Here is an 11,610-nt window from a genome sequence, read left to right as displayed (position 1 = left end):
ATGGAGAGCCTCATCGGGGACTTCATTGGGGGCTTCATTGGGGCTGCTCGCCGAAGCCGAGGTGCAGTTGGAAGCGGGCGGGGTCCAGCAGGCTGGTCACCTGCTCGACGATCTGGCCGTCGGCTCCGCGGCTGACCCGGCGGGTGTTGAGCCACACCTCGCCCTCCCGGCGGCGGAGCAGTGTCGCCTCGTCGGCGGCCAGTTGCCGTACGGAGGCCCACTCGTCCCCGTGGGTGGCGCGGATACCGACCGCGGCGAGGGTCTTGGTCAGCGAGCCGTCGAGGAGCCCGCCGAGCGGGACGTCGGCCAGGGCCGGGGCCATCGGAACCCTGCTGCGCTCCAGCGCGACCGCGGTGCCCTCGGGCAGCACGCGCAACCGGTCCAGCGCCATGAACTCGACGCCCTCGATGCCCAGTTCCCCGGCCAGCCGGGCATCGCGCACCGCTTCGAGACGGAGGACCTCGGTGGTGACGCGGGCGCCCTGGTCGGCCAGCGCCCTGGTCCAGCCCAGGCGGTTGTCCAGCAGGCCGCCGTCGAAGGTGACGAACGAGCCGACGCCCGCGTGGGTGGAGATCAGCCCTTGCTTGCTGAGCTCGTCCAGCGCCTGGCGAACGGTGGCCCTGCTGACCGCGAAGCGCCGGGTGAGCGCGTGTTCGCCGGGCAGCCTGCTGCCCGGCTCCAGGGCGCCGCTGTGGATCTCACGGGCCAGAACGCGGGCGATGCGCTGATGCTTGAGGACCTGTTTAGGCATGTCCGGTAGTTAGCCATACATGTCCAGTCCTGTCTAGAGTCACAAGACATACATCCTGCCGACGGTCGTCCGCCACGAGGCGGGCCACATGATCAGCGATGGGCAGGAGGAGTGCTCATCACCCCGCGGCAGGCTCCTGGGCCTGCCGCCTGCGGGCACGGTAGGCGGCAGCCTTGAGCTTGTTGCCGCAGGGGTCCATGGCGCACCACTGCCGGCGCCCGCCGCGCGACCGGTCGATGTAGACACGGGTGCATTCGGGGTTGCCGCACTCCTTGAGGAGCGGCACATCCGGACCGCTGAGAAGCTCGACGGCATGCCGCGCCACCGTGGAGAGCGCCTCTTCCGATGTCGCGTCCGTCCGCCGCCCGCTCGCGGTGAGTTGCGGCGCCGCGGGAGGCTTACGGGCCGTGTCGTTCACCACGGCGAGTGCCCCGCCGTCGTAGGGATCCCCCGCGACGCGGGCGGTGACCAGCTCGTAGACGGCCTCCCGTAGGGCCACCGCGCGCTCGACGTCGGCATGCTGACTGGCGGAGACGGTATCGACGATTCCGGACTCCAGGTACCAGGCGTCCAGCCGGTCCGGTGACACGAACATCTCGAACCGCACCGAGCGGCGAGCACGCAACGTCGCGGCGAAGTCGAGAGCGGGGTTCCCACACAGAAAGACATGCTCCAGATTCACGTCACCATCCTGACAGGTGATTTTGATCTTTCGCAAGGCTCGCCACCGGGGCCAGGCGGCGAGCCGCACCAAGGGTGGGTCGTGCCGGTCAGGCCGCCTCGTGCAGGATGTCAGCCAGTTCGCCGGGCCGGTCGAACATCGGCCAGTGCCAGCCGAGCAGCTCCCGGTACGCCGAGTCCTCGGTCGCCATGTGCCGGAAGGCCGGAACGGTGGCGATCCGCGCCCGGACCTGCTCCACCGGGAAGCCGCACAGCACATGCAGCCGCGGCAGCTTCTCCCACGCCTCGGTCAGCCGGACCGGGGTGGTGGCGGTGGCCCACGGCTGCGGCACCGACAGCCGCACCAGCCGTTCGAGCGTGCCGTCCGGCAACCCGGGCACCTCGGACGCCAACTGCCGCCACGGCGGTGGCGGCAGCTGCCGACCGTGTCCCTCCTCGCGGACCAGCCCGGCATTGCGCCTCTGCTCCTCCAGCGGGGCGAACTCCGCGTGGGACATCCCGTCCGGCAGCGGACCGCTGTCGATGAACACCATCCGCTTGATCCGGTCCGGCATCCGGTCCGCCACGCTCGGGACCACCACCGCACCGGCATAGCTGTGCCCGACCAGGACCACGTCGTGCAGGTCCTCGTAGCGGATCAGGTTGAGCACATCGGTGATGTGCGTCTCCACATCGGTGTCGGGCCGGGCCAGATGCGCCCGCTCGCCCATCCCGGTCAGGCTGAGCGGATGGACGTCGTGTCCACGGCTGCGCAGGTCGGCCGCCACGGAGCGCCAGGCCCAGGACCCGAGCCAGAACCCGGGAAGAAGTACGTAGGTTGCCATGGCCCGCACGCTAGGCGGGATACCGGACAGGAGCCGCCCGGTATCCACGCCATACTTCCGGGCATGACCCGACCGACCGCCCGCGTGCTCGCCCTGCTGGAAATCCTGCAGGCCGGTGGCACCCGCACCGTCGCCGACCTGGCCGACCGGCTCGGCGTGGACGAGCGCACCGTACGGCGCTACATCGGCCACCTGATCGACCTGGACGTCCCGGTCCGTTCGGTGCGCGGCCGCTACGGCGGCTACCGGCTCGCCCCCGGTTACCGGATGCCCCCGCTGATGCTCACCGACGAGGAGGCGCTGGCGGTGCTGCTCGGCCTGGTCGCCGGGCGCCGGGCCGGGCTGGTGACCACGTCCGTCGCGGCGGCGGAGAGCGCCGCCGCCAAGGTGCGCCGGGTGCTGCCGGAGGCGCTCGGCCGTCGGCTGGACGCGCTGCTGACCACCGCCGACTTCACCGCCCCCGCCCGTCCCGTGGTCATCCCGGAGACGAGTGTGCTGCTGATGCTCGCGGAGGCCGCTCGGGACCGCCGGCCGGTCGCCGTCAGCTACACCGCCTGGAAGGGGCGGCGCAGCGAACGCACCGTGCACCCGTACGGGATCGTCGCGCACTCCGGGCGCTGGTACGTGACAGGGGCGGACTCGGCCAGCGGCGAGGTACGCACGTTCCGGCTGGACCGGATCGAAACCGCGACGGTGCTGCCCGGGTCGTTCGAGGTGCCCGTGGGATTCGATCCGGCCGCCCGGGTGCTGGCCGGGCTCGCCGGGGTGCCCTATCTGCACGAGGTGTCGCTGCGGGTCCAGGGCACGGTCGAGCAGGTCCGCCACCGGCTCCCGCCCGGGCTCGCCACGGTGCGGGAGCTCCCGGCCGACCCGGCGCGGGGTGGCGCCGGTGATGCGGCGAAGGCGGCGGGTGATACGGCGGAGGAGGCGGATCGTACGCCGGAGGCGACCAGCGATGCGGCGGGGGCGACCGGGTCCCCGGCTGCCTCCGGGGAGGGGAAAGGCAGCGGATGGGTGCGGGTCCAACTGCGGGCCGAGCGGCTGGAGTGGGTGCCCTCCGTGCTCGCCTGGCTGGACCTTCCGTTCGTGATCGAGTACCCGGACGCCCTGCGCGACCATGTGCGCGCCCTGGCCCGCCGACTCGCCACCTGCGCCGACGCGGAGTAGCACCGGCCCGTTCCGGCAAGGCACGGCCCTCCAGGACCGCGCGGGCCGACCGGCCCGGGGCCAATCCGGTCCCGGGGCCGAGCCGGTCCCGGGGCCGAGCCGGTCCCGGGGCCGAGCCGGTCCCGGGGCCGAGCCGGTGCGACGCTCAGCCGCGGGGCCACCGTACGACGGTGTCGGCCACGGCGGAACGCGCCCGCCGCAGCGCCTCGGTGTGCCCGAACAGGCCGGGCAGACCGCCGGTGTGCAGGAAGACCGTGCGCTGCCCGGGGCTCACCTGCCCGTCATGGACGGCCGCGATGAGACCGGCCAGGGCACGGCCGGTGTAGACGGGGTCGAGGACGATGCCTTCGGTGCGGGCCGCGGTGGTGATGGCGTCCATGACCGGTTCGGTGAGCGCGGAGTAGCCGGGACCGACCTGATCCAGGCGCAGCCGCAGGGAGGTGGCCGCGGGCTGTCCGGCCAGCCCGTCGACCAGGTGGCCGACGGTGTGCTCGGGATCGGCGATGGCTCCGCAGTGCACCCCCAGCACCCGCTCGGCTCCGAGGGCGTGGACGAGACCGGCCATGGTGCCGCCCGATCCGACCGCCACGACCGCCGTGGCCAGGTCCGGGGCCTGTTCCAGGAGTTCCGTCCCCGCCTCGGCATAACCCCGGGCGCCCAGCACACTGGATCCGCCGAAGGGGATCACCGCGGGCCGGGCGCCTTGCTCGCGCAGGTCCCCGGCCACGTCCTCCACGGCCGCCGCGAGTTCGGCCTCGCTCACCTCCCCCGCCCATACGACGCGGGCGCCGAAGAGACCGTCGAGCACGATGTTGCCGGTCATCCCCTCGCTCGGCGCACCGGCGAGGACAAGTACCACGTCCATGCCCAGCCGTGCCCCGGCCGCGGCCGTCAGACGGGCGTGGTTGCTCTGCGCGGCCCCGCTGGTCACCAGCGTGGTGGCGCCCTCGGCGCGGGCGGCCCCGGCCGTCCACTCCAGCTTGCGGACCTTGTTGCCCCCGCCGCCCAGCCCGATCAGATCGTCACGCTTGACCCATAGATCACCGGGCTCCAGCCCGATCGCACGGGCCAGCCGCGGCGCGGCCTCCAGCGGTGTGGGCCGACTCATCAGCTCGACCCGCGTGGTTTCCTGACGCCACGTGGTTTCCTGACGCTCTTCTGACACGATCGCCGCCTTCGCTCGCTGCGCTGAGGGATATCCGGTTGGGAGGAACGGCCGTTGGACGGACGTGGGAACACAATCGCCGACGCGCGGCCGACGCGACACATCACCTACCGGGTTCGGCGTGCAGAGGTTGCGACAAGGCGGCCTTGGCCTGCCTGGTCTCGTCGTCGGCGAGAACTTCCCACCGGTCGTTCGCCAGGGCTTCCATGGTCTGTTCCGCCACGTCGGCCGCGGTGATCTTCGGCGCGTCCACCCAGGAGCTGAGGTCCGTGTCCACGAAACCGGAATGCACCCCCACCACGAGCGTGCGCTGTTCCTGAAGTCCCTTGCGCAGCGCGTCCGTCAACGACCACTGCGCCGCCTTGGAGGCCGCGTACCCGGGGAAGCCGGGCTGCCCGACCCAGGACGCCAGCGACAGCATGCTGACCAGCGCGCCACCGCCGTTGCGGGCGAGGATCGGGGCGAACGCCCGGGAAACGGCCCAGGTGCCGAAGTAGTTGACCTCCATCGCCTGATGGGCGGCCTCGAAGTCGCCCTCCAGGAGTCCCGTGCCGGAGCCTCCGACGCCCGCGTTGTTGATCACGATGCTGACATCGTCCGCGATGGCAGCGGCCTCGGCGATCTGCTCCGGCTTGGTGACGTCCAGACGCAGCGGAGTGATGTCCTGGTCGACCACGCGGGCCGGATCGCGGACACCGGCGTAGACCTTCGCGGCGCCGTGCTCGAGCAGCGCCCGGGCGAACGCGCGGCCGATACCGCGATTGGCTCCCGTGACCAGGGCGACTGATCCTTTGATGTCCATCGCGTTCTCTCTTTCCTCTGGCCAGGCAAATAGAACCTGGACCGCGCCGGCTCGCTCACGGCCCCGCTACTGAAGCGCGGCCAGCACAAGGTGCGATTCCCGTCGCGTCACCTACTTGACCGGTGACGCACAAGGCTGCGACCATCGTTGGACCATCGAAATGACAAGGAACGATGCGATGTCGGATAAGCGGGAAGTGGCGGATGCCGCGGAGACGGCGCGCCGTGCCCGGTTCAGCAAGCTGCCGGAGCGGATCCGTTTGGAGGACACTGTGGAGGAGAGGGCGGCTATAGCGCCGGACCCCGCGAAGGACACGTACAACCCCGACGAGTGGCTCGTTCGCTACTGTCTGTGAGCCCAGCCGCTCGCACGAGGAGGGATTCCCGTGCCGACAGCGAGAGTTTTGAGGGCGACCGCGGTGGCCGTGGTCATCGCGGCCATCGCGCTCGGCTGCTTCGTCCAGGTCTTCTGATCCGCGTCTCGCTCCCATCCACCGGGTAGCGCCTCACCTCGGCGAGACGCCCGATCAGCCGGGCAGGTCCCCACCGCGCGCCTCGCGGACGTGCGCGGGACGCCGCCGGTCGAGTTCGAGGTACCGGGCACGCATCGCGTCGCTGGCGGCCGGCCCCGCGGTGAAGACGAAGGTCTCGCCGTCGTCGAGGCTTCGGCCGGTGCGCGCGTCCACCACGACGGGTTCCACCTCCTCGCCGGTCCGGGCGTCGACCAGGATCATGGCGCGCTCCTCCGGCGCGAGGTGCTGATTGCCCCAGGCGGCCAGGGCGACGACCACGGGCCGCAGGGAACGGCCGCGTTCGGTCAGCACGTATTCATGGCGCACCGGGTTGGTCTGGTAGGGGCGCCGCTCCAGGAGGCCGTCCGCCACCAGGGTCTTCAGGCGCGTGGTGAGCATGCTGGTGGAGATGTTCAGGCTCTGCTGGAACTGGTCGAAGCGCGTGTAGCCGTCGAAGGCGTCGTGGAGGATCAGCAGCGTCCACCACTCCCCCACGTGCTGAACCGTGGTCGACAGCGGACACTCACGGTCCTCCAGCCTGATCCGGCTTGCCATCGCGACGCCCTCCCGAGTTACTGCTAAAGTGAAAGTTACTTGCTTCTATTTTAGCAGTCGCAAGGGATGCGCTCGCGTGCGTCCCGGAACGGGACAGCCTTGCCCACCTCCCTCGATGACTCTCTCGCCGGCCGTCGCGCACTCGTCACCGGTGGCACCAAGGGTGCCGGAGCGGCGATCGCGGCCCGGCTGCGTACGGCCGGTGCGACCGTGCTGGTCACCGCCCGCTCCAAGCCCGAGGACGTCCCCGACGAAGACTTCATCGGCGCCGACCTGACCACACCGGAAGGCGCCGAACACGTCGTACGGGAGACGCATCGGCGCCTCGGCGGCACGGAGATCCTGGTCCATACGCTCGGCGGCTCGACCGCGCCCGCCGGCGGCTTCGAGGCGATGTCCGAGGAGATCTGGCAGCAGGAGCTCAACCACAACCTGCTCGCCGCCGTCCGCCTGGACCGCGCCCTGATCCCGGGCATGATCGAACGCGGCCGGGGCGCGGTGGTCCACGTCTCCTCGATCCAGCGCCGGATGCCACTGTGGAACGGCACGCTGGCCTACGCCTCCGCCAAGGCGGCTCTCAGCACCTACAGCAAGGGCCTGGCGAACCAAGTGGCACCGCTCGGTGTGCGGGTGAACACGGTCTCCCCCGGGTTCATCCAGACCAGTGCGGCGGACGCGCTCATCGACCGCATCGCCCAGAAGACCGGCGACCGGGAAACCGCTCTGGCGTCGCTCATGGATTCCCTCGGCGGCATCCCCCTCGGGCGCCCCAATCGCCCTGAAGAAGTCGCCGAACTCGTCGCCTTCCTCGTCTCCGACCGGGCCTCCGCCATCGTCGGCGCCGAACACGTCATCGACGGCGGCACCGTTCCCGCGCTCTAGCACCATCCCGTCCGGGAACGGCCCGAGCACCACCCTTAAGAAAACCATCAGCGAGGCAGACCATGACCGACGACACCACGCCCTTCGATGCCACCGACCTGCCCGACGTCGTCAAGCGGTATCTGAAGGCACACAACGAGCACGACGCGCCCGCGGCCTCGGCCACCCTGACGCCGGGCGCGACCGTCACCGACGACGGCCGCACCTACGAGGGGATCCCGGCCATCGAGCGGTGGCTGGACCGCGCCACCTCCGAGTACACGTACACCACCACGCTCATCGGGACCGAGCACGACGGCCCGGACCGCTGCGCCGTCACCCAGCGTCTCGAGGGTGACTTCCCCGGCGGCACCGTCGACCTTCACTATCGCTTCACCCTGGACCAGGGCCTGATCAGCCACCTCACCATCGCCCCCTGACGCACCGCGCCGTGGCGGCACCCGGTGCGTCAGAAGCCGTCCAGGTCAGTCCGCCTTGCCACCGCCGCCGGGCGTGGCGGCCCCCTCACGACCGGCGCGCACCACATTGCTGAGGGGGTCCCCCTGTGCCAGGCGGTTGATGTTGGCCGCGATATCCGTGGCGCGGGCCGCGAAAGTCTCCTCGGTGTGGCCCGAGTTGTGGGGTGTCATCACCACATTGGGCAGGGTGTGGAACGGCCGGCGGCTCGGCGCGTGCGGAGGGCCGGCCCACCACACGTCCAGGGCGGCGCCGGCGATGGTGCCGGCCGAGAGCGCCTCGTACAGCGCCTCCTCCTGGACGACCGGGCCACGGGCGACGTTGACGAGGAGGGACCGCGGGCCCATCGCCGCGAGTTCGGCCGGGCCGATCAGTCCGCGGGTCGCGGCGCTCAGCGGAACGGTGACCACGACGATGTCGGATTCCGCCAGCAGGTCCGGGAGCCGTTCCGGGCCACCCACCCAGTCGGGGCGCAGGCCCTCCGGCAGGGCGGCCGACGGATCGCGGCGCACCGCCCGTACACCCAGCCCGACCGCCTGGCACAGCCGGCCGATCTCCCTCCCCGTCTCGCCGAAGCCGATGACTCCGACACGGCGGCCCCGCAAGGTGTCCCCGAAGGGCAGCGCGGAATCCACGGCGACGTTCCGCCACCGTCCGGCGCGCAGCTCCTGGTCGGCCGCGAGCACACGCCGGGACAGCATCAGCACGCACATCAGGACGTGTTCGGCGATCGACTTGCCGTGGTGGTGGGTGTTGGCCACGATCGCCTCCGGCCCCAGCGCCTCCAGGGGGATGCCGTCGTAGCCCGCGCCGACGACATGGACGAGGCGGAGTCGCCGGGCTCGTCGCGCGTCGTCCTCGGTGAGCTGGGAGCCCACGTACACGTCGACGGTGGCGATGGCGTCGGCTATCCGTGCCGCGTCCCAGTCGGAGGCGTCCAGCCACTCGTGCGGGCCCTCGATTCGCGCCCTCAGCCGCTCGGTGAACCTGCCCAGGATCCGGTGGTTGAGCATGATGCGCATACTGGCCATGACCGCCGTCCTCATATGTAGCCGCTGTCTTCATTTCTGCACAGGGCTGTTGAGGCTGTCAATGATCCGGCTGTCTCGACTATGACCCTCTCCACCTGGGCTTGTTGTCAGATCCCTTGACGCCCCGGCACCTCAGGTTTAGCTTCAGCGTCCACAAATACAGACCGGGTACGCAAGTGTAGACAGCCATGTCGACTGTCGTTCTCGGGCGGCAACCCGCCACCACCCTCGGAGATACGCCGACGATGAAGTCCTCCGTACCCTCCAGTCCGCGCCCGGAACGGGGCCGGGCCCATACAGTTCTCGCCTTTCTGGCCACGGGCACGATGCTGCTCACCAGCGCGTGCGCCGTGGCGAACAGTGACACGGCGGGTGATGCCGGCAGCGCGGACGGGCGCACCCTACGGGTGGTCCTGACCCAGGAGCCACCGACGCTGGAACCCTGTGAGTCATCGCTGACCGCGACCGGTGTCGTCGTCCGCTCCAACATCACCGAACCGCTGGTGGAACGGGACCCCACCTCGGGCAAGCTGGAGCCGCTGCTGGCGACCGGCTGGCGGCAGACGAAGCCCACGACGTGGACCTTCGACATCCGCCCGGGGGTGACCTTCCAGAACGGGCGGCCGTTCACGGCGAAGGACGCCGCGTTCTCCATCGACCGCGCCGTCAACTCCGATCTCGCCTGCAACGTGGACGGCTATGTCTTCGGCGACGCGAAACTCGACGTACGCGCCGTCAGCCCCACCCGGCTGACCGTCACCACCGAGAAGACCGACCCCATCCTCCCGCTGCGGCTCAGCTTCGTCGAGATCGTGCCGCGCACCACCGACACCAAGGCCAAGGTGCGCATCCCGATCGGGACCGGCCCCTACGCCGTCAAGTCGTGGCAGACCGGTGTCTCGATCTCCCTTGCCCGCAACGCCGATTACTGGGGGAAGGCTCCCGCCTACCCCCGGGCCAGGTATGTCTGGCGGAGCGATGCGAGCGTCCGCGCGGCGATGATCGACAAGGGCGAGGCCGATATCGCGACGGCCCTGGATCACACGAGCGCCGAGGCGGGCAACACCGTCGCCTACCCCAACAACGAGACGACCGCCCTGCGTCTGGACGGCCGCGAGGCGCCGCTCGACGACATCCGGGTGCGCAAGGCGATCGGCATGGCCATCGACCGCAAGGGCATCATCGGCGCCCTTCTCGGCGGACTGGCCAAGCCCGCCGCCCAATTGGTCCCGCCCGGCGTGGTGGGCCACAACGACGACCTCGCCCCCGCCCCGTACCAGGAGGCAGCCGCCCGCGCGCTGGTGAAACAGGCGGCCGCCGACGGCGTCCCGGTACACCGGCGGATCACCCTCGTCGCGCGCAACGGCATGTTCGCCGGAATCGCGGAAGTGACCGAGGCCCTGCAGTACGAGATGGCGCGGGTGGGGCTGAACGTGAGGATACGCATGGCGGACACCGCCACCCATCTTCAGTACCAACTGCGTCCGCTGCCCCGCGGTGTCGGGCCGGTGGCGCTGCTGATCATGCACGGCAACCAGGCCGGGGACGCGGCCTTCACCACGAGTCAGTACCTGCAGAGCGACGGCCCCCAGTCCACCTTCGGCACCAAGGATCTCGACCGGCGCATCGCCGCGGCGGACGCGCTCTCCGGCAAGGCCCGGCAGAAGGCGTTCGCCGACGTGCTCGCCTACCAGAACACGTCGGTCGTCCAGTACGCCTACCTGGCTCATATGCGCGGGCTGCTCGGACTGTCGCCCTCGGTGCGCTACCGGCCGGACTCCGCCACCGGGGACGAGATGCGGCTTTCCGAGGTCAGTCCGGCGACGGCGGGGAGGCGCTGACATGACGTCCTTCCTGCGCAAGCGCATCGTCTCCAGCGCGATCCCGCTGGTGTTCGTGGTGCTGGGCGTGTTCTGCCTGGCCCGCCTGACCGGCAGCCCCGTCGATCTCTACCTCCCGCTGAGCGCGACTGCCCAGCAGCGGGCGGAATTCTCCGCCGCCCACGGCTTCGACGACTCCATTCCGGTGCAGCTGTGGGACTACCTCGCCAATGCCGCGCAACTCGACTTCGGCACCTCGCTGCGCACGGGCGAGTCGGCCGGTTCGATGGTGCTCAAGGCGTTCCCCGTCACGCTCCAACTCGCCGGGATGACCATGCTCCTGGCGATTCTCGGGGCACTGCTGGTCGGAAGCCTCGCCGCCTACCGGCCCAACTCGCTCATCGACCGGATCGCCGGTCTGCTGTCGATGACCGCCGCCAGCATCCCCGACTTCTGGTTCGCGATCATGGGTGTGCTGGTCTTCGGCGTGGGTCTGGGCTGGCTGCCGACCTCCGGCACCCTGGGCGGCCCCGAGATCTGGGTACTGCCCATCGCCACCCTGCTGATCCGTCCGTTCGGCGTGCTGGTGCAGGTGGTGCGCGGCAGCATGGTCGGCGCGCTGTCCGCGCCCTACGTCAAGGTCGCGCGCAGCAAGGGAGCCGACCCCAAGCGCGTGGTGTTCGGGCATGCCCTGCGCAACTCCATCACGCCCGTGCTGACCGTCGCCGGGGATCTCACCGTCGGTCTGGTCAACGGCGCGGTGATCGTGGAAACGATCTTCGGCTGGCCCGGGATCGGCAAGCTCATGATCGACTCGATTCTGCAGCGTGACTTCGCGGTGTTGCAGGCCGCCGTTCTGATCACGGCGGTGACGATCTTCGCGCTGAACATCCTCGTCGACGTCTGCCACGCCCTGATCGACCCCCGAGTGCGCCAGGCGGTGCCGGCGTGAGCGAAGGAGCCAC

The 11,610-nt window shown here is 70.5% G+C and carries 13 protein-coding genes; 6 read left to right on the top strand and 7 right to left on the bottom strand.

The window, feature by feature from the left end; genetic code table 11:
- Positions 1-34: 34 nt before the first annotated feature.
- From CGL27_RS46160 to CGL27_RS46150, 3 genes are all read right to left on the bottom strand, one after another.
- Positions 35-751 carry a GntR family transcriptional regulator gene (locus CGL27_RS46160; protein ID WP_014057363.1) on the bottom strand — a complete coding sequence of 239 codons (717 nt, stop codon included), beginning with the start codon at positions 749-751 and terminating at the stop codon, positions 35-37.
- Positions 752-869: 118 nt separating this feature from the next.
- Complete coding sequence (locus CGL27_RS46155) at positions 870-1,433, bottom strand: CGNR zinc finger domain-containing protein (protein WP_205587858.1); 564 nt, start codon at positions 1,431-1,433, stop codon at positions 870-872.
- A gap of 88 nt (positions 1,434-1,521) precedes the next feature.
- On the bottom strand, positions 1,522-2,256 hold the full coding sequence (locus CGL27_RS46150) for an alpha/beta hydrolase (protein WP_119993673.1): 735 nt from the start codon (positions 2,254-2,256) through the stop codon (positions 1,522-1,524).
- 63 nt (positions 2,257-2,319) lie between these two features.
- On the opposite strand from CGL27_RS46150, the gene CGL27_RS46145 reads away from it, so the two are divergent.
- A complete protein-coding gene (locus CGL27_RS46145) occupies positions 2,320-3,423 on the top strand; it encodes a transcriptional regulator (protein WP_119993671.1) in 1,104 nt (367 codons plus the stop codon).
- Between the two features lie 145 nt (positions 3,424-3,568).
- On the opposite strand, the gene CGL27_RS46140 is transcribed toward CGL27_RS46145, so the two are convergent.
- Positions 3,569-4,588 carry a D-cysteine desulfhydrase family protein gene (locus CGL27_RS46140; RefSeq protein WP_240450868.1) on the bottom strand — a complete coding sequence of 340 codons (1,020 nt, stop codon included), beginning with the start codon at positions 4,586-4,588 and terminating at the stop codon, positions 3,569-3,571.
- A gap of 103 nt (positions 4,589-4,691) precedes the next feature.
- Positions 4,692-5,390, bottom strand: a complete 699-nt coding sequence (locus tag CGL27_RS46135; RefSeq protein WP_119993667.1) for an SDR family oxidoreductase — start codon at positions 5,388-5,390, stop codon at positions 4,692-4,694.
- Positions 5,391-5,568: 178 nt separating this feature from the next.
- Here CGL27_RS46135 and CGL27_RS46130 point away from each other — a divergent pair, with 178 nt between their 5' ends.
- Positions 5,569-5,745, top strand: a complete 177-nt coding sequence (locus tag CGL27_RS46130) for a hypothetical protein (protein WP_237299484.1) — start codon at positions 5,569-5,571, stop codon at positions 5,743-5,745.
- A gap of 171 nt (positions 5,746-5,916) precedes the next feature.
- Here CGL27_RS46130 and CGL27_RS46125 read toward each other — a convergent pair whose 3' ends face one another.
- Positions 5,917-6,456 carry a helix-turn-helix domain-containing protein gene (locus CGL27_RS46125; protein WP_119993665.1) on the bottom strand — a complete coding sequence of 180 codons (540 nt, stop codon included), beginning with the start codon at positions 6,454-6,456 and terminating at the stop codon, positions 5,917-5,919.
- Positions 6,457-6,522: 66 nt separating this feature from the next.
- Between CGL27_RS46125 and CGL27_RS46120 the strand changes: the two genes are divergently transcribed.
- The gene (locus CGL27_RS46120) at positions 6,523-7,338 is read left to right on the top strand and encodes an SDR family oxidoreductase (RefSeq protein WP_119993663.1); all 816 of its coding nucleotides are present in this window, start codon (positions 6,523-6,525) and stop codon (positions 7,336-7,338) included.
- A 62-nt stretch (positions 7,339-7,400) separates the two neighbouring features.
- Positions 7,401-7,757: a nuclear transport factor 2 family protein gene (locus tag CGL27_RS46115; RefSeq protein WP_119993660.1), complete on the top strand. Its 357-nt coding sequence runs from the start codon at positions 7,401-7,403 to the stop codon at positions 7,755-7,757.
- A gap of 45 nt (positions 7,758-7,802) precedes the next feature.
- Here the strand turns inward: CGL27_RS46115 and CGL27_RS46110 are convergent, their stop codons facing one another.
- Positions 7,803-8,825 (bottom strand): 2-hydroxyacid dehydrogenase, encoded by a 1,023-nt coding sequence (locus CGL27_RS46110; RefSeq protein ID WP_237299481.1) that lies wholly within the window; start codon positions 8,823-8,825, stop codon positions 7,803-7,805.
- 245 nt (positions 8,826-9,070) lie between these two features.
- Between CGL27_RS46110 and CGL27_RS46105 the strand changes: the two genes are divergently transcribed.
- Together CGL27_RS46105 and CGL27_RS46100 are read left to right on the top strand one after the other, a co-directional pair.
- The gene (locus CGL27_RS46105; protein WP_119993658.1) at positions 9,071-10,666 is read left to right on the top strand and encodes an ABC transporter substrate-binding protein; all 1,596 of its coding nucleotides are present in this window, start codon (positions 9,071-9,073) and stop codon (positions 10,664-10,666) included.
- 1 nt (position 10,667) lies between these two features.
- On the top strand, positions 10,668-11,597 hold the full coding sequence (locus CGL27_RS46100) for an ABC transporter permease (protein ID WP_119993656.1): 930 nt from the start codon (positions 10,668-10,670) through the stop codon (positions 11,595-11,597).
- Positions 11,598-11,610 lie beyond the last annotated feature (13 nt).

Origin of the sequence: Streptomyces sp. 11-1-2 (assembly GCF_003595545.1) — a bacterium.
Taxonomy (GTDB): Bacteria; Actinomycetota; Actinomycetes; order Streptomycetales; family Streptomycetaceae; genus Streptomyces; species Streptomyces hygroscopicus_B.
The sequence above is the reverse complement of the archived record's forward strand: the minus strand, read 5'-3'. Positions and strand labels throughout refer to the sequence as shown.

What these genes read in the sequence shown, in the direction of transcription:
- CGL27_RS46115 (WP_119993660.1), top strand. Translation starts at nt 7,401, where the DNA reads ATGACCGACGACACCACGCCCTTCGATGCCACCGACCTGCCCGACGTC.
- CGL27_RS46150 (WP_119993673.1), bottom strand. Translation starts at nt 2,256, where the DNA reads ATGGCAACCTACGTACTTCTTCCCGGGTTCTGGCTCGGGTCCTGGGCC.
- CGL27_RS46105 (WP_119993658.1), top strand. Translation starts at nt 9,071, where the DNA reads ATGAAGTCCTCCGTACCCTCCAGTCCGCGCCCGGAACGGGGCCGGGCC.
- CGL27_RS46110 (WP_237299481.1), bottom strand. Translation starts at nt 8,825, where the DNA reads ATGGCCAGTATGCGCATCATGCTCAACCACCGGATCCTGGGCAGGTTC.
- CGL27_RS46100 (WP_119993656.1), top strand. Translation starts at nt 10,668, where the DNA reads ATGACGTCCTTCCTGCGCAAGCGCATCGTCTCCAGCGCGATCCCGCTG.
- CGL27_RS46160 (WP_014057363.1), bottom strand. Translation starts at nt 751, where the DNA reads ATGCCTAAACAGGTCCTCAAGCATCAGCGCATCGCCCGCGTTCTGGCC.
- CGL27_RS46145 (WP_119993671.1), top strand. Translation starts at nt 2,320, where the DNA reads ATGACCCGACCGACCGCCCGCGTGCTCGCCCTGCTGGAAATCCTGCAG.
- CGL27_RS46125 (WP_119993665.1), bottom strand. Translation starts at nt 6,456, where the DNA reads ATGGCAAGCCGGATCAGGCTGGAGGACCGTGAGTGTCCGCTGTCGACC.
- CGL27_RS46130 (WP_237299484.1), top strand. Translation starts at nt 5,569, where the DNA reads ATGTCGGATAAGCGGGAAGTGGCGGATGCCGCGGAGACGGCGCGCCGT.
- CGL27_RS46135 (WP_119993667.1), bottom strand. Translation starts at nt 5,390, where the DNA reads ATGGACATCAAAGGATCAGTCGCCCTGGTCACGGGAGCCAATCGCGGT.
- CGL27_RS46120 (WP_119993663.1), top strand. Translation starts at nt 6,523, where the DNA reads ATGCGCTCGCGTGCGTCCCGGAACGGGACAGCCTTGCCCACCTCCCTC.